Below are 17,662 nucleotides of genomic sequence, written 5' to 3'. Positions count from 1 at the left end.
TTACAACCCGCCAGGAATATCTCGAAAAGGCACCGGAATCACGCTTTCAACACCTCGACGAGGCTCGTGAGGCTGCGCTGCCCGTGGCCGGCCGCGACTCCCCGGCGGAAGAGCTCCAGCACCGCCGCGGGCAGTGAGCCGTCCACACCGGCCGCCTCCGCGGTGCGCACCACGTGCTCGACGCTCGCGACGCCCATGGAGATCCGGTCGACGTCCCCCTCGTGGTGGCCCGCCGTGATGCGCGGCGCGTAGAACTCCAGGAAGTAGCGGAGGTCCAGGGTCCTCACCGCGTGCGGCAGGAACTCGTCCGCCGAGATCCCGTTGGCCTCCGCGACCGCCTGGCCGTGCAGGTAGCCGGCCAGCGCCGTCCAGAACATGTCGATCCCGATCTGGTAGTACAGCGGCGCCAGCCCCTGGTCCGCACCGAGGTAGTGGACCCCGGTCAGCACCTCGAGGTCCGCCCGGCGCGACTCGATCACCTCCTCGGGCCCGCTGTAGTACGTCATCGCCTCCGGCGTACCGATGCCGGGCGGTGGCACCTGCACACCACCCGCGAGCTGGACGGCCCCGCGCTCAGCCAGCCACGCGGCCGTCGCGCGCATCCTGTCCGGGGTGTCGGAGGTGAGGTTGACGAACACCCGTCCGGCCAGCGCGGTCTCCGGCGCCTGCGCCAGGACGGCGTCCACCGCGTCGTGGTCGATCAGGCTCAGCACCACCAGGTCCGAGGCGATGAGCGCCGCCTCGACCGATCCCGCCCTGGCCGCACCCCGCACCACCAGCTCGTCCGCCCTGGCCGGCGTGCGGTTCCAGACGGTCACCTCGTACCCCTTGTCGAGATAGGCGCCGGCCATGGCCTGCCCCATCGGCCCCATCCCGATCACAGTCACAGACTTCATGAGACCCCTCTAGAAAGAACGTTCTAATTAGACCGTAGCAGCTCTAGAACGAACGCTCTATCCAGTACTCTGGCCGTCATGCGGACCCAGCACGAGATCGGCACCAGGGAGCGGATCGTCCGGGCGACCTCACGCCTGATCCAGCGGCAGGGGTACGAGGCGACGGGCCTCAAGCAGATCTCCCAGGAGGCGGAGGCCACGCTGGGCTCGGTGTACCACTTCTTCCCCGGCGGCAAGCGAGAGCTCGCGGTCGAGGCCATCGGCCACGGCGAACGGGAGTTCGCCGAGTTCCTGCGCGAGGCGTTCGAGCGGGAGGAGGACCCGGCAGCGGCGCTGGTCGCCTGCACCCGTGAGCTCGCCGAAGGCCTGCGCGAGTCGGACTGGCTGGACGGCTGCCCCGTCACCACCGCGGCGCTGGAGAGCGCGGGCAGGGAACCCGAGATCCAGCAGGCCGCCGAGAACGCCTACGAGAACTGGCGCGCGCTGGTCCGCGCCAAGCTCGAACGTTCGGGCTTCGCCGCCGACGTCGCGCACGACCTCGCGCACAGCGTGATCAACCTGCTCGAAGGGGCCGAACTGTCGGCGCAGGTCTCCCGGAGCAGCGCGCCGCTGGAGATCGCCGGCCGGCATCTCGCGGTGCTCGTCGAGGCGTACCGGCCCCGGTAGCGCGCCGTCATGGCGACGTGGTCCGCGTCCTCGACGACCTCGGGATCGGAGAGGGCGAGACGCTGCTGGTGCACGGGGCCGCAGGGGTCGTGGGTGTCGTCGGCGTTCAGCTCGCGGTGGCCCGCGGCGCCACGGTCATCGGTACCGCCTCCCCCGGCAACCACGACCACCTGCGCCCTCTCGGCGCGATCCCCGTCGCCTACGGTGGCGGCCTCGCCGACCGCGTCCGTGCGACAGCACCGCAGGGCGTCGACGCCGTGTTCGACGCCGCCGGGGCGGGTGACCTGGAGGTGTCGATCGAACTGCGCGACGTCCACCGATCGGATCATCACGATCGCCGATCCCCGCGCCGCCGAGCTGGGCGTCACGTTCTCCGCCGGCAGTCGTCCGTTCGGTGCCGAGCTCGCCGAGTACGCCCGCCTCGCCGCGGACGGCAAGCTCGTCGTGCGCGTCGCGGAGAGCCTGCCGCTGGTCGACGCCGGCCGGGCACAGGAGCTGAGCGCGTCCGGTCACGCACGGGGGAAGCTCGTCCTGCGCCCGTGAGCGCTGTCATCGAGTGGCAACATCTGACTCATGACTCAACGTGTCGCGGTGACCGGAGGCAGCGGGAAGCTCGGGCGTGCCGTCGTGGCCGACCTGCTGGAGCACGGCTGGGAGGTCCACAACCTCGACCAGGTCGCTCCCCCGGCTGATCAGGGGTGTGACTTCACGCGCGTCGACCTGACCGACTACGGCCAGGTCGTGGAGGCGATCAGCGGCATCGACGACAGGTACGCCGGTCTGGACGCCGTGGTGCACCTGGCGGCGATCCCCGGACCGGGTGTCGCACCCAACGCGCGTACCTTCCACAACAACGTGACCAGCACATACAACGTGTTCGCCGCGGCACGGCTGGCCGGTGTGCGCAACGTCGTGTGGGCGTCCAGCGAGACGGTGCTGGGGCTGCCGTTCGACACTCCCCCGCCGTACATCCCGATCGACGAGGAGTACGCGGGGCGGCCTGAGACGTCGTACTCGCTGGGCAAGCTCGTGGACGAGACGCTCGCCCAGCAGTTCTGCCGGTGGGAGCCGGAGATGAAGATCATCGGGCTGCGGTTCTCGAACGTCATGGAGCCGCACGACTACGAGCGCTTCCCGTTCGACGCCGACCCGCTTGCGCGCAAGTGGAACCTCTGGTCGTACATCGACGCACGGGACGGTGCTCAGGCCGTGCGCAAGGCGTTGGCCCACGACGCCACGGGCTTTGACGTCTTCATCATCGCCAACGCCGACACGTGCATGACGACGCCGAACGACGAGCTGGTGGCGAAGGTCTATCCGGGCGTGCCGCTCAAAAGGGAGTTCGGTCCTCACGAGACGCTGCTGTCGATTGAGAAGGCACGGCGGGTGCTGGGGTTCGAGCCGGTGCACACCTGGCGGTCGTGATCTCCCTGGCGAGGCCGGACAGGTCTTCCGCCGCCCGCGCCCTCGGCCCGGCCTGACGCAGGTGGTTGAGGGCGCGGGCGAGCAGCAGTTCCGCCTGCTGCTCGCACCACTTCCTACCGCCCGCCCGCTCGACGCGAAGAGCCAGCTCGCGGGGTTCCGCATCGGTCGCGTAGACGTCGGTGCCGGCGTTGATCGCGGCGACCACGGGCAGCGTGCGGCGGCGGTGCGCGAGGTCGTCGTAGAGCGGCCGGCCGCTGACGGGGGCGCCGCCCCAGATGGCCAGCACGTCGTCCACGTGCTTGCGCGCGAGGCCGACGTCGTCGCCGAACTCCCTGAGGTGGACGGCCTGACTCCTGACGGCGCCCGCGGCGAGGGCACCGAGCTCGCACGCGCAGGCCGTCAGCGCCGAGTGCTTCGCCGCCGCGACGCCCAGGTACTCGGCTATGTCGACGTCGTCCCGTTCGTCCATCTCGGCTTCCTGGACGTAACCGTCCACAACGGACAGCAGCGCGGCGTTGAGGATCATCACTTCGGGCCTGGTGAGCTGCGCGAAGGCGAGGGAGATCAGGGCGTCCGCGGCCGAGACGGCACGGTCGTCGCCGAACTCCACCCACGCGCTCGGCTGGTGGCCGCGGCTGAGTGCACGGGTCATCAGGTCCGCGTGCAGCTGTTCGTGCTGGTGGGCGAGTTCGACGGCGGTGGCGACGCGGATCGCCGGGATGGCGTCGCCGACGGCGTCGGCGGCGAGCAGCGCGAGTGCGGCCGTCGAGAAGTCCGACCGGTGGTACTCGACGACCTCGCGGGTCTCGTCGGGCAGTGCGGCGAACGCGGCCTTGAGCGGCGCGTCGATCATCGCGCGGCTCCAGGCCAGCACGGCCCGCGGCGGCGCCACCACGTCGATGCTCGTCATGCGCCTCCTCTCGGACCTCGGGAGGAGACGCTAAACCCGCAGGTCAGGTGTGGAGGCGTGATTGCCACTGTCGTGTTGAAGAGAGGCACGATCCGGCGAGCGCGACTACGTTGATGTTGAACGGGTTGTTGCCACCATCACCCGACCGTGACCGTCGTTTTCCTGAAGGGCTGACCGTGCGTTACACCAAGCTCGCCGGCATGGACGTGTCTGAGATCTGCCTCGGCATGATGAGCTACGGAGATCCATCGCTGGGCAACCATCCGTGGTCGATGCCGGAGGAGGAGTCCCGGCCGTTCATCAAGGCCGCGATCGAAGCCGGGATCAACTTCTTCGACACCGCCAACGTCTATTCGGCCGGTTCGTCGGAGGAGATCACCGGGCGTGCGTTGAAGGACTTCGCCCGCCGCGAGGAGATCGTGCTCGCGACGAAGGTGCACGGCCGCATGCGCCCCGGCGTGAACGGCGCGGGGTTGTCCCGCAAGGCGATCTTCGCCGAGATCGACGCGTCGCTGCAGCGGCTCGGCACGGATTACGTCGACCTGTACCAGATCCACCGCTTCGACGCGTCCGTTCCGCTGGAGGAGACGCTCGAAGCGCTGCACGACGTGGTGAAGTCCGGCAAGGCGCGCTACATCGGTGCCTCGTCCATGTACGCGTGGCAGTTCGCCAAGGCGTTGTTCACGCAACGGCAGAACGGCTGGACGCGCTTCGTGTCGATGCAGAACCACTACAACCTCCTTTATCGCGAGGAGGAACGCGAGATGCTGCCGTTGTGCGCGGACCAGGGCATCGCCGTGATCCCGTGGAGCCCGCTCGCCCGCGGCCGCCTGACCCGCGACTGGGACGCCACGACCGCCCGCACCGAGACCGACGAGTTCGGGTCCACCTTGTACGTCGAGTCGGACCGCGCGATCGTCGAGCAGGTGGCGTCCGTCGCCGCCGCGCGTGGTGTGTCACGGGCCCAGGTCGCGCTGGCGTGGCTGCTGCGCAACCCGGTGATCACCGCACCGATCGTCGGTGTGACGAAGCCGCACCACCTGGACGACGCGGTGGCGGCGCTGGAGTTCGAGCTGACCGACGACGAGGTGCGGCTTCTCGAGTCGGCGTACGAGCCGCACCGCATCGCCGGGCACGCGTAGGCAACACTCCGGCCCGGCGCAGTTGGTGGCGCGCGTGGTCGATGGCTTCGGGTGTGGTGGCGAACATCGGTGTGATCACGTTCGCTACGGAGCTCCCGGTCCGGGTCGTCGGCAGGAAGCTCACGCGGGTTCCTCGCGGAGCTGGACCAGCAGCTCGTTCCGCCCCACCAGCAGCTCGGTCAGGATGCGCCTCGCGGCTCGGAGCAGATCGGCCACGTCGGCACCCGCGAGGGCGTACACCACGGTCGAACCCTCGCGGGTCGCGGTGACGATCCCCGATCTTCGCAGCACGGCGAGCTGCGCGGAGAGGCTGGACGGCTCGACCTCGATCTCGGCGAGCAGCTCGCGCACCGCTTTCGGCCCGTCCTGGAGCAGCTCCAGCACCCGGATGCGCACCGGGTGCCCGAGCATCCGGAAGAACTCGGCCTTCGCCTGGTACAGCGGGACCGGCACCGGTCAGCCCACCCCGTGCTCGGCGGCCAGGCGCCTGAGGTTGGCGAGGTCGGCGCTGTGCACTTCCTCGGCGTAGGCGTCCTGCTGTTCGACCGCCTGCCGCACGGCTTCCTCGGCCTGCTCGATGCGGGCGAGGAGGTTGTCCCTGAACTCGTTCACGGCATCACGACCTGTCGAATTGAAGAAGTCTTCAATTCGGCAGGCTACCCGAGCTTGGCGACCTCGATGAAGTCGGGGACCTGGGCCTTGAGGGCCCCGTTCGGCTGGAACCGGTAGAACAGGACGGCGGTGCTGCACGCGGAGTTGCCGAACCAGGTGTGGTCGCAGGTGATCTGCGGGCCGAGGAAGCTGTCGAGGTTCTTCACTGCCCGCAGGGCCTGTTCCGGCGTACCGTCCGAAGTGGACAGCACTCGCGCGAGCGTCATGATGTCCGCGAACGACATCACCGCGCCCGCAACGGGTTCGTCGTGCCCGGCGGCCTTCATCGCCGTGCGGTACTCCTCGATCTCCACCTGGTTGGCGGGCGGCGCGGACAGCGGATCGGTGGGGTGCCAGAAGTCGGACGACAGCTCGACCCCGATCGACTGGTTCCCGACGGACTCCGGCAGGCCGGTGCACGACGCCGCGAGGATCCGCCCGGCGTAACCGGCTTCCCGCAACGCCCTGACGATGTGGGTGCACTGCTCCTCGGTGGCGGCGATGCTGCCCGACGCCTCCGCGGTCTTCACGGCCCGCGCGAGGCCGGCCCAGTCCGGGCTGCCGGCCGGGTAGTAGACGGAGCGGTAGCTGAGCCCGAACCTCTTGGCGGCCGGGACGAGCACGGTGTCGGTGAAGGCGTGCGTGGCCGGAGACTCGGGCAGCAGCCACGCGACTGTCTTCACCTCCTGGTCGGCGTAGTACTTGAGCGCTGCCGTGCCGTACGCGACTGCCGCGGCACCGAAGAAGAAGGCGTTCTTGTGGTTCATCAGACCTGGCGTGAACTGCACGTGCCCCACCAACGGGATGGCAGCCGCGCTCAGCACGGGCATCGCGGCGTCGGCACCCGTGTCCACACCTTGCACGACGACCGCGACCTTCTCGCCGGCGAACTTCTCCGCGCACTGGTGCGACTGCTCCGGCGTGCCGTCCGTGGGACAGGTGACGAGCTCGAAGGGACGGTTGCGCACGCCGCCGTTGCGGTTGAGGTGGGCAACGGCGACCTCGGCACCGATCTGCAGCTCCGGCACCGCGAAGGCGCCGGACGCGTTGTTGAGATACCCGATCTTCACGGGTTCTCCGCCTGGGCCTTTCTGCGGCCCGGCGGCACATCCGGTGACCAGAAGGAAGACGGCGACCAAGGTCCTTGAGTGCATGGCCGCCGATGGTCGCCAGCTGAGATGCCACCGATAAGTCGGGTTCCCTCGACACCTACGATCCGCACGGTTGAGAGTTCCGCAGACGCGGATATAAGCTCCCGTTCGTGCCGAATCTGCGGATCAGTGAGGCCGCCGCGTTGCTCGGGGTCAGTGACGACACCCTGCGCCGGTGGATAGACCAGGGCCGCCTGCGGTCCGTTGTGCTCGACAACGGGCGCAAGGGTGTCAGCGGGACAGAACTCGCCGAGTTCGCCCAGCACCTGACCGAGGTGGCGGAGCCGGGCACGACGGTCGCGGCATCGGCACGCAACCGGATGAAGGGCATCGTCACGCGCGTCATCAAGGACGGCGTGATGGCCCAGGTCGACATGCAGGCCGGGCCGTTCCGCATCACGTCGTTGATGAGCCGTGAGTCCGCGGACGAGCTCGGCCTCGAAGTGGGCAGCGTCGCCGTGGCCTCGATCAAGTCCACGCACGTCGTCGTCGAGATCCCGGAGGCCTCGAGTTGAAGCGCGTTCTCGTGCTGACGCTGCTGCTGGCGGGCTGCGGTTCCCCGGCGGCGACGAGCACCGGTGGGGACATCACGGTGTTCGCGGCGGCGTCGCTCAGCGAGTCGTTCACGAAGCTGGGGACGGAGTTCGAGGCCGCGCACCCCGGTTCGAAGGTGCGCTTCAGCTTCGCGGGCAGCTCGGCGCTGGCGCAGCAGATCAACCAGGGCGCGCCGGCGGACGTGTTCGCGGCCGCGGCTCCGGCCAACATGAAGCAGGTGACGGACACCGGGGCGGTCACGGCGACGCCGGCGACGTTCGCGAGGAACACGCTGCAGATCGCCGTGCCCAGGGGAAATCCGGGCAGGGTCACCGGACTCGCCGACTTCGCCAAGGCGGACCTGAAGATCGCGCTGTGCGCGGAGCAGGTGCCGTGCGGGGCGACGGCGAAGAAGGTGTTCGAGGCGGCCGGCGTGAAGGCCGCGCCGGACACGCTGGAGCAGGACGTGAAGGCCGTGCTGACCAAGGTGTCGCTGGGTGAGGTCGACGCGGCGCTCGTCTACCGCACGGACGTGAGGGCGGCGGGCGGCAAGGTCGAGGGCGAGGACTTCGCGGAGGCGGCCAAAGCGGTCAACGACTACCCCGTCGCACCGCTGGCGAAGGCTCCGAATGCTCCTACTGCCAAGGCTTTCGTCGACTTCGTGCTGTCCGGCCGCGGTCGCGAGGTGCTCATCGAGGCGGGTTTCAGCGCGCCGTGAGGTCCAGGCTGCCGGTCGTCCTCGTCCTGCCCGCGGTGATCGGGCTGGTGTTCCTGCTCGTGCCGCTGGCGGGACTGCTGATCAAGGCACCCTGGGCGACGCTGCCGGCCCAGCTCTTCAGCCAGGAGGTCGGGCAGGCGCTGCGGCTCTCGTTGATCTGCGCTTCGCTCGCCACGGTCGTGTGCCTCGTCCTCGGCGTGCCGCTGGCGTGGTTGCTCGCGCGCAGCGACCTGCCGGGACGAGGTGTGCTCCGGGCGCTGGTCACCGTGCCCCTGGTCCTGCCGCCGGTGGTGGGTGGTGTGGCGCTGCTGCTGGTGCTCGGCCGGCGCGGAGTGGTCGGCCAGTACCTCGACCAGTGGTTCGGGATCTCACTGCCGTTCACCACGGCGGGCGTCGTGCTCGCCGAGGCGTTCGTGGCGATGCCGTTCCTGGTCATCTCGGTCGAAGGTGCGCTGCGCGCCGCGGATCCGCGTTACGAGGAGGCAGCGGCGACGCTCGGCGCCTCGCGCTGGCTGACGTTCCGCCGCGTGACCCTGCCCGGCGTCATGCCCGGCGTCATCGCGGGAACCGTGCTGTGCTGGGCGCGTGCGCTCGGCGAGTTCGGCGCGACGATCACGTTCGCCGGCAACTTCCCCGGCAGGACGACGACCATGCCCCTCGCCGTGTACCTGGCGCTGGAGACCGACCCGGACGCCGCGATCGTGCTCAGCATCGTGCTGCTCCTGGTCTCCGTCGCGGTGCTCGCGGGGCTGCGCGACAAGTGGATCAGCGGGCCGTCATGACGCTGCAGGCAGAGCTCCGCGTCGAACGGGCGGGCTTCACCCTCGACCTCGACCTCACGATCGAACCGGGCGAGGTCGTGGCGTTGCTCGGCCCCAACGGCGCGGGCAAGACCACCGCCCTGCGCGCCCTCGCCGGACTGCTGGCCAGCACGAGCCGCATCCGGCACAACGGGTCCACTTGGGACGGTCTGCCCGCCGAGAAACGGCCCATCGGCGTGGTGTTCCAGGACTACCTGCTGTTCGCGCACATGAGCGCGCTCGACAACGTCGCGTTCGGCCTGCGCGCCCGCGGCATCCGCAAGGCCGAGGCCAACGCCGTCGCGCTGCGCTGGCTGGACCAGGTCGGCCTGGCGGACTTCGCCCACGCCAGGCCCCGCCGGTTGTCCGGCGGCCAGGCCCAGCGCGTCGCCCTCGCCCGCGCCCTGGCGACGTCACCGGAACTGCTGCTGCTCGACGAACCCCTGGCGGCACTGGACGCGAGCACCCGGCTGCGCGTGCGATCCGAACTGGGCAGGCACCTCCAGGACTACCCCGGCCACACGCTGCTGGTCACCCACGACCCGCTGGACGCGATGGTGCTCGCCGACCGGCTCGTCATCCTGGAGCACGGCCGGGTCGTGCAGGAGGGCTCGCCGCGTGACGTCGTCCGGCAGCCGCGGACCGACTACGTCGCCCACCTCGTCGGCCTGAACTTCTACCGGGGTGTCGCCCGCGGCACCGAGGTTCTGCTCGACGGCGGCGGCACCCTCACCATCGCCGAGCCGGCGGATGGCCCCGTGCACGTGGTGTTCCCGCCGTCCGCGGTCAGCCTGTACCCCGCGAAACCCGCGGGCAGCCCGCGCAACACGTGGCAGGCCGTCGTTTCCGGCATCGAACAGCACGCCCACACGACCCGCGTCGACCTCGACGGCTCCCCCGCCGTGCTCGCCGACATCACGACAGCGACGGTCGCCGAGCTGCGGCTGCAGCCCGGCGACGCGCTGTGGGTTTCGCTGAAGGCGACGGAGATCCACACCTATCCGCGTTAGTTCACACGAAAGCGCCGCGAAGTGCCCGCTAGTCCTTGCGGAGGCGTTCGGTGACCTGATCACCGACGGCGCGCGTCAGGCCTTCAGGAGCGTTGATGCCGAGGTGCTCGACGACGGCACCGGCGTGCAGGTCGACGGCCGACTCGATCAGATCGGACAACGTGTCGCAGGACGCCCTGCCGCGTCGCCACGCCACAACACAGGTCCCCACCGCGATCACCGCTGACGGCCACCACCACAGCGCAGGCACCAGATACATCAACCCCCACGCGCACAAGCGGGCGTCGTCGGTCAGACGTGCCCGTGCCGACGAGAGCTCTGTGCGGACACCGTCCGGGACGACCAGCCAGAGCCGGGGCCAGAGCGAGCCGAGGTCGAGGCCGTACGTCCCGTGCACGCGTTCGCCGACCGCCCGCAACCGGTCGGCCATCCACAGTGGACGATCTGGCTGGACCGGGCAGATGCGATCACGCCTGGCGAGCAACAGGTTGAGTTTCCGCATGTCGGGGTTCGACGCGACCAGCTCGTCCCCGTAGGCGTCGTCGGCCCGCTTCCACCACCACCGGCGCAACGCCGTCAGCGCCCAGCCCGGCGGTCCGAGCCGGGTCGCGAACCACAGCCGCTGCACGAGCGCGCCCAGGCCCTGCGCGACGAAACCCGCCCCGGCCGCGCCGACGAGCACCGCCGCGGCCAGCAGCACGAGCGAGGCGGCTGGGCGGTGGGGCCGCGACAGCTCCGCCACCACCGGCGAGACGTCGAACAGCCGCCCGTCGCGCATCAGCCAGGTGGCGGCGACGAAGGCGAGGAACAACGCGCCGGGCAACGCCAGCAGGGCGATCCACCGTTCGGCCGCCTTGGCACCGAGCGTGGTCAGCACGCCGGTCATCGCCGCCGCTCCACTCGCATCCGGCGGTCGTGCACCTGACAGATCGGTGGTTCGAGGCGCGTCTGCGGCGTGCTGCGCTCGATGCGCGGGCAGTCGCCGGGGCAGCGCAGCACCATGTGGACGGCGTGCACGTCCAGAGCGGACAGTGGCCGGTACGACCCTGTCACGCGAACCCTCGCCGGTTCCAGGCCGCGTGGAAATCCGGCCCGTCGCATCGCGGCGTCGAGCTCCTCGAACAGCCGGTCGAGATCATCACCACCCTTGCGCACAGCGCCGATGATGTCCCGCACCTTCGCTTGCAGCTCCGGATCACGGGTCAGCGGGCTGTCCGCTTCGGGCAGCCGCACGCACAACGCGGCGAGCAGCGGGCCGATACTGCGTTCGGGTGTGTTCACCGTTGAGCCCTCCACGTCGCGGCGCACGACCGTAGGCTGAGAATGCCTTCGACAACGCCGAGGAGCAAGATCGGTGGACCTACCGGATCTGATCGCCGCCGCCGGCCGGTTGTCGGCACAGGACGACCTGTTCGCTCCCGAGGCGCAGGAGATCTACGACCGCCTGCTCGTGCTGCACGGCGAGCAACCCGAGGCCGCACTGGCCGCGGGACGCCTCGCCTGGGCCCGGCATGTCGCCGCGATGCAGCCGTTCCTGCCCGACGACCTCATCGTGGCGGTCACGCTGCTGCACGGGTTTCCCGACGCCGAACCACCTGAACTCGCCTTCGTCCGGCAGGTCGAGCTACCCGATGACGTCGAGCCCGCCGCACCGGAGGCGCTCTACCACCCCGGCAAGCTCGTCATCGGCGCCGAACGGCTGTACCGGCAGCTGAGCTGTGACAGGTCCGAAGAGGACATCTCCCGCCTCGTCGTCCTGACGAGCATGGTGAACCTCGGCATGCTCTGGACCCGGCCCGACGGCGAGCTCAGGCCGTTCGCGCTGGACTCGCTCGCGCGCATGGTGCAGGCGCTGGTCGGCGCGACCTCGAACGGCCCGCTGGTCCCGTACCTGGTCCAGCTGCGCCGGGAAGCGGTCGCGGCGGCGAGGCCCGGCGAGGAGATGATCGACGAGTTGCTGCGCGAGCTCGGAATCGCGCTCGCGATGCTGTTCGCCGTCACCGGTGACATCGACGCGCTCGACGAAGCGGAGTCGCTGCTGGAGCTCAGCATCCAGAGGTCGCACGTGGAGTCCTCGGCCGGGCCGTCGGTAGAGGACCGGGCAGAGCAACTGGCCGACTACCTCCACATCCTCATCAGCGTCGCCACCGAGGAGGGCACGCTGCACTACTCCCATCTGGCTCTGGCACTCGCCCGCAAGGCGCTGATGAGCCGCACTGGCGGACGTGAGCTCAGGGACCTGCTCGTACTGGCCGATGCCGGGCCCGGCGGCACGGCGAACGTGGTCGACCACGACATCGACGGCGTCGGCGAGCCCGTGCGGTCCGCCACCGTGAACTTCGTCGAGATGACCATCGCCGCGATCGCGGAGGACATGGAGCGGACACCTTGGTGGAAGCCGGGGGCACGCGCGCGCCTGTTCGCCGAGTTGGCCGTGGTCTACCGCGACCGGTTCCACAACCGCCGCAGGGCCGTTTTCGTCGACCGGTCCATCGACCTCGCGCGCGCGGCGGTGCGGCGCTGCCCTCGTTGGCACAGCGCCCGTTCCCACTGCCTGTTCGTGCTGGCGTCCACGCTGATCGCCCGGTACCAGCACCTCGCGGGCACCGCCGATCGCGACGAGGCGATCACCGTGTTGCGGTCGCTCGCCCGCCACGAGCGCAAGCGGCCGGGCACCGGGACGATCATGCTGGCAAGCCTGCTCGCGGACCGCTACGACGAGACGCGCGTCCCCCGCGATCTGGTCGAGGCCGAGACCGTCGCCCGTCGGGCCGAGAGCGCGGCTGCCGCCGGCAGCGAGGCCGCGCTGGAGGCCGCGGGCGTGCTCGGGCAGGTGCTGCTGATCGCGCACGGCGCGAGATCACCCGGCCTCGACGAGGGCATCGCCTTGCTGCGCGAGGCCGCGAAGTTGCCACCGGGCCACATCAACCGGCACATCGCGCTCGTGAACCTCGCCGCCGCTCTCGCCACCCGGTACCGCGGCGGCGGTCCTTCGACCGATCTGGACGAGGCGATCGAACTCAGCCGGGCCGCGCTCGCGGGCGCGGCGGAACACGGCCACCAGTGGATGCGGGTGCACGAGATCCGCGGCAACCTCGCGACCATGCTCACGTCGCGCTATCGCGCCCAGGACACGTTGAGCGATCTCGACGCGGCGATCGAGCTGTCCAGGACGGTCGAGGCCGACCTGCCGCGGGGCCATCCGCTGATCGCCGAGGCGAGAGCGGCACTCGCGGAGCGGCTGGCGATGCTCGCGGCCCGCACCGCCGCGCAGCCGCCGATGACGGAGGCGCTGTGGCTGGCGGAGCAGGCCGTCGCCGAGCCCACAGAAGACTCTCGGGTGAGCACGGAGCTCAGCCTCGCGCGGGTGCTCGCCACCCCGGTCGGAGAGGACCGTGCCGTGCGGCTGGAACGGGCGATCGCGCTGCGCCGGTCACCCGCGTTGCGGTCGCGCGACTCCGGCAACGACGCCGCGCTGGCAGGTCTGCTCACCGAACTGTTCCTGCTGCGCCGGGACACGGCACTCGCCAGGGAGGCGGAGTCGCTGCACCCGGAGGGTTCGCTGGAGCTCGCCTCCCTCCGCTACGAACGCGGAAAACTCGACGGGGACACGGATGCGCTGGTCTCGTCGATGCAGCTCGCCCGCGCCATCGCCGGGAACGAGACGGTGCCGGTGCCCGGCCGGCTCGCGGCCGCCCGCATCAGCGGGGCCGCCGCGGCGACGCTCGGTCAGTGGCAGGAGGCGGCCGACGGCTTCGCGCTCGCGGTCGGCCTGCTCTCCGCGCTGGCGCCGCGCACGCTCGCCCGCGCGGACCAGGAGTTCCGGCTGGCCGCCGCCGCCGACCTGCCGTCGGACGCCGCCGTCGCCGCCGTGCGCGCCGGTGATCCGGTGCTCGCGGTGCAGTTGTTCGAGAGAGCACGCGGCGTGCTGTGGTCGCAGCTGGGCAGGAACTCCCTGGACGACCTGGAGATCGCCGCTCCGGAACTCGCCGAGCGCTACCGACTGCTGCGCGCCGAACTGGGCAGGGAGACCGGCGCGGCACGGCCCGATCCCCGCTTCCCGTACGCGTGGCGACGGCTCCTCACCGGCGACCCCGGCGGGCCTGCGGAACGTCTGCGCGCCCTCGGCTCGCGCTGGCAGGACACGCTCGCGGAGATCCGGGCGCTGGACGGGTTCGCGGAGTTTCCCGCCGAACCGCTCACCGACCGGCCGCATCCCGGCGTCGACGGGGAGGTGGTGCTGCTGGCGGTGAGCGACCACGGCGGTTGTGCGCTGATCGTGCGGCCCGGTTCGGTCGACCCGCTGCCGTTGCCGGAGCTGACTCCGCGTTCGGTGCGGCAGCAGGCGGATGCGTTGCGCGCCGCACTCGACGCCCTGGAGGATCCCGATCTGCCTCTCGCCGAACAGGAGCGGCGGGAGGACGAGATCAGTGCGTGCCTGGCGTGGTTGAAGAGCACGATCACCACGCCCGTGCTGGAACACTGCGGTGAGCGCGTGTGGTGGATTCCGGCGGGCCCGCTCGCCGCGTTGCCGGTCCACGCGGCCGCACTGACCGAGGTGTGCTCGTCCTACAGCCCGACGCTCGCGGCATTGCGCGGGCCCGAGCGCGGTGGTGAGGCGAGTTCGCTGCTACTCGTCGCCATGCCCGAAACGCCTGGTGCGCCGCCGTTGCCGGGGGTGGCCGCCGAGGTTGACCTGCTGCGGCCGTTGTCCCCCGTCGAGCTGATCGGCGAGGACGCGACCAAAGCCCGTGTCACCGCGGCGCTCGGCTCGTGCGAGGTCGCGCACTTCGCCTGCCACAGCGCACCCGCGACGGACCAGGCCCCGCCCCGGTTGCTGCTGCACGATCACCACCTGGAACCGTTGACGCTGCTGGACATCGCGCACGTGCCGGTGCCGTCGGGCCGCCTCGCCTACCTGTCGGCGTGCGCCACGTCGCTGGGCACCGCCCGGCTGGCCGACGAGGCCACCCATCTCGCGGCCGCGTTCCAGCTGGCCGGCTTCCCTCAGGTGGTCGCGACGCTGTGGCCGGTGGACGACGAAACGGCACTCGCCGTGGCGACCGGCTGCTACGGGCTGATGCGCACCGAGCGCGGTGTCGACCCGGCCAGGGCGGCGGAAGTGTTGCGCACCACCACTTTGCGGCTCGCGGCGGACAACCCGCGCAATCCGAGTCTGTGGGCCTGCCACATCCACGTCGGACGTTAGGAGCCGAGCGCGCCGAGCCTGCGTGCCGCTTCCGACTCACCCCACCGGAACCCGATCCGCCGCGACAGCGCCACAGCCTCGCCGTAGGACGCCTTGGCCTCGGCGACCCGCCCGGCGAGCTCGTGCACGATGCCGCGATCCAGCAACACCCCGGCCTCGATCTGCCTGTCCCCCACCGAACGCGCCAGCTGCAACGCTTCCGCGGACAACTCCAGAGCCCGGTCCAGCGAACCCATCTGCCGGTGCGCGTCGGCCATGTTCGCCAACGCGTGCAGCTCGCCGGACCTGTCGCCACAGGCGCGGAAAGTCCGGAGAGTCTCCTCGTAACACCCCAGCGCGGCGGGCAGATCACCCAAAGCCGCGTGCACCAGCCCCAGATTGGTGCGCACGTAAGCCGCGCCCTGCGAGTCGGCGAGCTCCTCGCGCAACGTCAGCGACGCTTCCAGCGAGGTGACCGCGGCGGGCAGGTCGCGCCGGCGCCAGTGCACGATGCCGAGGTTGTTGAGCGTCACGGCTTCGAGCTGCCGGTCGCCCAGCGAGCGGGCCAGGGAGAGGGCCGCGGTCCAGTGCTGCTGAGCCTCGGCGAACTTGAAGCCGCGCTCGCAGGCAGCGCCGAGTTCCTTCAACGCCAGGGCTTCCGCACGCGTGTCGCCCAGAGACCGCGCGGCTTCCAGGGCGAGCGTGTTGAGCTCGGCCCAGTCCGCCACCTCTGAGCGGCGGCGGAAGTACCAGGACAACCCGGCCGCGAACGCGATCGCGTCGGCGGGGGAAGCCTGGTGGGCGGCGGCGATCAGGTTGTCGCGCTCCTCGGCGAGCCAGAGGTCCGCAGGGTTGTCCGCCAGGGCTTCCAGGTAGTGCTTGTGCAGGCGTTCCAGCGCCAGCGCCCGCTCTGCGGACGACTCCGAGCCGCGGCACCGCTCCCGCGCGAACAACCGCAGCAGGTCGTGCAGGGCGAAGCGACCGGGTACCGGTTCCTCGACGAGGTGGGCGTCGGCCAGTTCGGCGAGCAGCTCCTCGACGTCCGGCACATCGGTCAGCGCCCGTGCTGCCGCGACGGCGAAGTCCGGGCCGTCGAGGAGGCCGAGCAGCCGGAATACCCTTGCCACGGCGGGGGATCCGAGCTCGGCGTAGCTGACCTCGAACGCCGAGCGCACCGCGACGTCACCGAGCCTGAGCTCGTCGAGGCGGCGCGCCTCGTCGGCCAGCCGTGCCGCGAGCAACGGTGCGGTCCACTGTGGACGGGCCACGAGGCGAGCACCCGCGATGCGCAGCGCGAGCGGCAGTCCGCCGCACCAGCGCACGAGTTCCGCCGCGTCGTCGACCTTTCCGGCGACACCCTCCAGCAGCTGGAAGGCCTCCTCCAGCGGCAAAGCGCCGAGTTTCACGTACGAGGCACCGTGCAGGGAGGTGAGCGGGCGGCGTGAGGTGATCAGCACGGCCGAGCCCGGCCCAGTCGGCAGCAGGCGTTTGACCTGGGAGGCGGTGGCAACGTTGTCCAGCACCACGAGCAACCGGCGCGACGCGGTGAGAGAGCGGTAGCGCAGGGCTTCCTCGTCGCCGGGACGTTCGCCGAGCGCGCGCAGGAACTGGCTCAGGATCCGGTCGGAGGCGCCGTCGGAGAGGTCGGCGTAGAGCTGGCCGTCCGGGAACCGGTCGGCGATCTCGTGCGCCGCCCGCACGGCCAGTGCCGACTTTCCGATGCCCGCCTGCCCGGTGATCACGCACACCGCGACCCGGTCCTGCCGCGGCTGCCCCTTGATCAGACTCAGCTCGCGCGACCGGCCGGCGAACGTGACCACGTCCGGCGGAAGCTGGCGGATCGCCGACACGCCAACGGGTTTCGCGCGCAGGATCTCCGCCTGCAGCCGCCGCAGCGACTCCCCCGGCTCGACGCCGAGCTCGTCCATGAGCACCCGGCGGCACTCCTGGTACGCGGCCAGCGCCTCGGCCGGGCGTCCCGCGCGGTGCAGCGCGAACATCTGCTGTTCGCGCAGGCGTTCGTTCAACGGGTGTTCGCGCACCCACTCGTTCAGGTCGGCGACGATCTCCACGTGCCGCCCGAGGTCCAGCTCGGCCTCCGCGCACTCGACCCGCGCGGCCAGCCGCAGCTCCTCCAGCTGGGCGACGACCCCGCGCAGCAGCCCGGACGCGGCGAGATCGGCCAGCGCCGGACCACGCCACAACGCGAGCGCCTCTCGATATCGTTGCGGCGTGCGTTCCCTGCGGGCGACGTCGAGCAGCTCGGTGAACCGGGTGAGGTCGAGCTCGGCCGGGTCGATCGACATCAGGTAGCCGGGCGCCCGCGACAGCAGCCGCGAGCCGACGATCTTGCGCAGCTGGTAGACGTAGACCTGCAGGTTCTTCAACGCGGTCTTGGGCGGCGCGTCGTCCCACAGCACGCTGATCAGCCGGTCGACCGACAGCACCCGCCCCGGCTGGGCGAGCAGCAGCGCGAGCACGGCCCGTTGCTTGGGCGGCCCAAGGCTCAGACGCACGCCGTCGTCGGCGTAACACTCCACCGGCCCGAGCACCCGGAACTCCACAACGCCC

General features: G+C 70.8%; 17 protein-coding genes. 9 read left to right on the top strand and 8 right to left on the bottom strand.

Annotation, left to right across the window (positions count from 1 at the left end):
* Positions 1–38 precede the first annotated feature (38 nt).
* The gene (locus tag ABFX45_RS14185) at positions 39–896 is read right to left on the bottom strand and encodes an NAD(P)-dependent oxidoreductase (RefSeq protein WP_346130197.1); all 858 of its coding nucleotides are present in this window, start codon (positions 894–896) and stop codon (positions 39–41) included.
* 78 nt (positions 897–974) lie between these two features.
* On the opposite strand from ABFX45_RS14185, the gene ABFX45_RS14180 reads away from it, so the two are divergent.
* The 3 genes from ABFX45_RS14180 (at position 975) to ABFX45_RS14170 (ending at position 2,987) form a co-directional block, all read left to right on the top strand.
* Complete coding sequence (locus ABFX45_RS14180; RefSeq protein WP_346130195.1) at positions 975–1,562, top strand: TetR/AcrR family transcriptional regulator; 588 nt, start codon at positions 975–977, stop codon at positions 1,560–1,562.
* Between the two features lie 279 nt (positions 1,563–1,841).
* On the top strand, positions 1,842–2,105 hold the full coding sequence (locus ABFX45_RS46445; protein ID WP_428834147.1) for a zinc-binding dehydrogenase: 264 nt from the start codon (positions 1,842–1,844) through the stop codon (positions 2,103–2,105).
* Between the two features lie 30 nt (positions 2,106–2,135).
* Positions 2,136–2,987 (top strand): NAD-dependent epimerase/dehydratase family protein, encoded by an 852-nt coding sequence (locus tag ABFX45_RS14170; protein ID WP_346130192.1) that lies wholly within the window; start codon positions 2,136–2,138, stop codon positions 2,985–2,987.
* Here the strand turns inward: ABFX45_RS14170 and ABFX45_RS14165 are convergent.
* Positions 2,893–3,897, bottom strand: a complete 1,005-nt coding sequence (locus ABFX45_RS14165) for a polyprenyl synthetase family protein (protein WP_346130190.1) — start codon at positions 3,895–3,897, stop codon at positions 2,893–2,895. The two genes, ABFX45_RS14170 and ABFX45_RS14165, sit on opposite strands and share 95 nt — an antisense overlap.
* 176 nt (positions 3,898–4,073) lie before the next feature.
* On the opposite strand from ABFX45_RS14165, the gene ABFX45_RS14160 reads away from it, so the two are divergent.
* Positions 4,074–5,039: an aldo/keto reductase gene (locus ABFX45_RS14160; RefSeq protein WP_109635671.1), complete on the top strand. Its 966-nt coding sequence runs from the start codon at positions 4,074–4,076 to the stop codon at positions 5,037–5,039.
* A gap of 120 nt (positions 5,040–5,159) precedes the next feature.
* Here ABFX45_RS14160 and ABFX45_RS14155 read toward each other — a convergent pair whose 3' ends face one another.
* Genes ABFX45_RS14155 through ABFX45_RS14145 form a run of 3 tightly spaced genes read right to left on the bottom strand, consistent with a single transcriptional unit; the run spans position 5,160 to position 6,760 of the window.
* Positions 5,160–5,492 carry an ArsR/SmtB family transcription factor gene (locus tag ABFX45_RS14155; protein ID WP_109635667.1) on the bottom strand — a complete coding sequence of 111 codons (333 nt, stop codon included), beginning with the start codon at positions 5,490–5,492 and terminating at the stop codon, positions 5,160–5,162.
* Between the two features lie 3 nt (positions 5,493–5,495).
* Positions 5,496–5,651 (bottom strand): hypothetical protein, encoded by a 156-nt coding sequence (locus ABFX45_RS14150; RefSeq protein WP_170154881.1) that lies wholly within the window; start codon positions 5,649–5,651, stop codon positions 5,496–5,498.
* 44 nt (positions 5,652–5,695) lie between these two features.
* The gene (locus ABFX45_RS14145) at positions 5,696–6,760 is read right to left on the bottom strand and encodes an ABC transporter substrate-binding protein (protein WP_346130187.1); all 1,065 of its coding nucleotides are present in this window, start codon (positions 6,758–6,760) and stop codon (positions 5,696–5,698) included.
* 191 nt (positions 6,761–6,951) lie between these two features.
* Between ABFX45_RS14145 and ABFX45_RS14140 the strand changes: the two genes are divergently transcribed.
* From ABFX45_RS14140 to ABFX45_RS14125, 4 genes are read left to right on the top strand one after another with little or no spacing between them, the layout of a single operon-like run.
* Positions 6,952–7,356: a TOBE domain-containing protein gene (locus ABFX45_RS14140; protein ID WP_109635661.1), complete on the top strand. Its 405-nt coding sequence runs from the start codon at positions 6,952–6,954 to the stop codon at positions 7,354–7,356.
* On the top strand, positions 7,353–8,093 hold the full coding sequence (gene modA, locus ABFX45_RS14135) for a molybdate ABC transporter substrate-binding protein (RefSeq protein WP_109635658.1): 741 nt from the start codon (positions 7,353–7,355) through the stop codon (positions 8,091–8,093). Before ABFX45_RS14140 ends, modA begins: the two co-directional genes overlap by 4 nt.
* Positions 8,090–8,875, top strand: coding sequence for a molybdate ABC transporter permease subunit (gene modB, locus ABFX45_RS14130; RefSeq protein WP_109635655.1), 786 nt, complete (start codon positions 8,090–8,092; stop codon positions 8,873–8,875). Before modA ends, modB begins: the two co-directional genes overlap by 4 nt.
* Entirely contained in the window at positions 8,872–9,903 is a 1,032-nt protein-coding gene (locus ABFX45_RS14125; RefSeq protein WP_346130184.1) for an ABC transporter ATP-binding protein, read from the top strand. Before modB ends, ABFX45_RS14125 begins: the two co-directional genes overlap by 4 nt.
* Positions 9,904–9,931: 28 nt before the next feature.
* Here ABFX45_RS14125 and ABFX45_RS14120 read toward each other — a convergent pair whose 3' ends face one another.
* Both ABFX45_RS14120 and ABFX45_RS14115 read right to left on the bottom strand, forming a co-directional pair.
* Complete coding sequence (locus tag ABFX45_RS14120; protein ID WP_109635650.1) at positions 9,932–10,789, bottom strand: hypothetical protein; 858 nt, start codon at positions 10,787–10,789, stop codon at positions 9,932–9,934.
* Positions 10,786–11,211, bottom strand: a complete 426-nt coding sequence (locus ABFX45_RS14115) for a hypothetical protein (protein ID WP_109635647.1) — start codon at positions 11,209–11,211, stop codon at positions 10,786–10,788. The genes ABFX45_RS14120 and ABFX45_RS14115 overlap by 4 nt, the downstream gene beginning before the upstream one ends.
* Before the next feature lie 46 nt (positions 11,212–11,257).
* On the opposite strand from ABFX45_RS14115, the gene ABFX45_RS14110 reads away from it, so the two are divergent.
* Positions 11,258–15,112, top strand: a complete 3,855-nt coding sequence (locus ABFX45_RS14110) for a CHAT domain-containing protein (RefSeq protein ID WP_109635645.1) — start codon at positions 11,258–11,260, stop codon at positions 15,110–15,112.
* Here ABFX45_RS14110 and ABFX45_RS14105 read toward each other — a convergent pair.
* Positions 15,109–17,655, bottom strand: coding sequence for an AfsR/SARP family transcriptional regulator (locus ABFX45_RS14105; protein ID WP_346130181.1), 2,547 nt, complete (start codon positions 17,653–17,655; stop codon positions 15,109–15,111). The two genes, ABFX45_RS14110 and ABFX45_RS14105, sit on opposite strands and share 4 nt — an antisense overlap.
* Positions 17,656–17,662 lie beyond the last annotated feature (7 nt).

It is taken from the genome of Lentzea roselyniae (genome assembly GCF_039537795.1).
In the GTDB taxonomy this organism is placed as follows: Bacteria; Actinomycetota; Actinomycetes; order Mycobacteriales; family Pseudonocardiaceae; genus Lentzea; species Lentzea atacamensis.
Note: the sequence above shows the minus strand (reverse complement) of the source record. Positions and strands in the feature narration are given on the sequence as shown.

Bases quoted from the DNA above. Each gene is read 5' to 3' on its own strand.
- ABFX45_RS14120 (WP_109635650.1), bottom strand. From the start codon at position 10,789: ATGACCGGCGTGCTGACCACGCTCGGTGCCAAGGCGGCCGAACGGTGG.
- ABFX45_RS14170 (WP_346130192.1), top strand. From the start codon at position 2,136: ATGACTCAACGTGTCGCGGTGACCGGAGGCAGCGGGAAGCTCGGGCGT.
- ABFX45_RS14185 (WP_346130197.1), bottom strand. From the start codon at position 896: ATGAAGTCTGTGACTGTGATCGGGATGGGGCCGATGGGGCAGGCCATG.
- ABFX45_RS14165 (WP_346130190.1), bottom strand. From the start codon at position 3,897: ATGACGAGCATCGACGTGGTGGCGCCGCCGCGGGCCGTGCTGGCCTGG.
- ABFX45_RS14125 (WP_346130184.1), top strand. From the start codon at position 8,872: ATGACGCTGCAGGCAGAGCTCCGCGTCGAACGGGCGGGCTTCACCCTC.
- ABFX45_RS14180 (WP_346130195.1), top strand. From the start codon at position 975: ATGCGGACCCAGCACGAGATCGGCACCAGGGAGCGGATCGTCCGGGCG.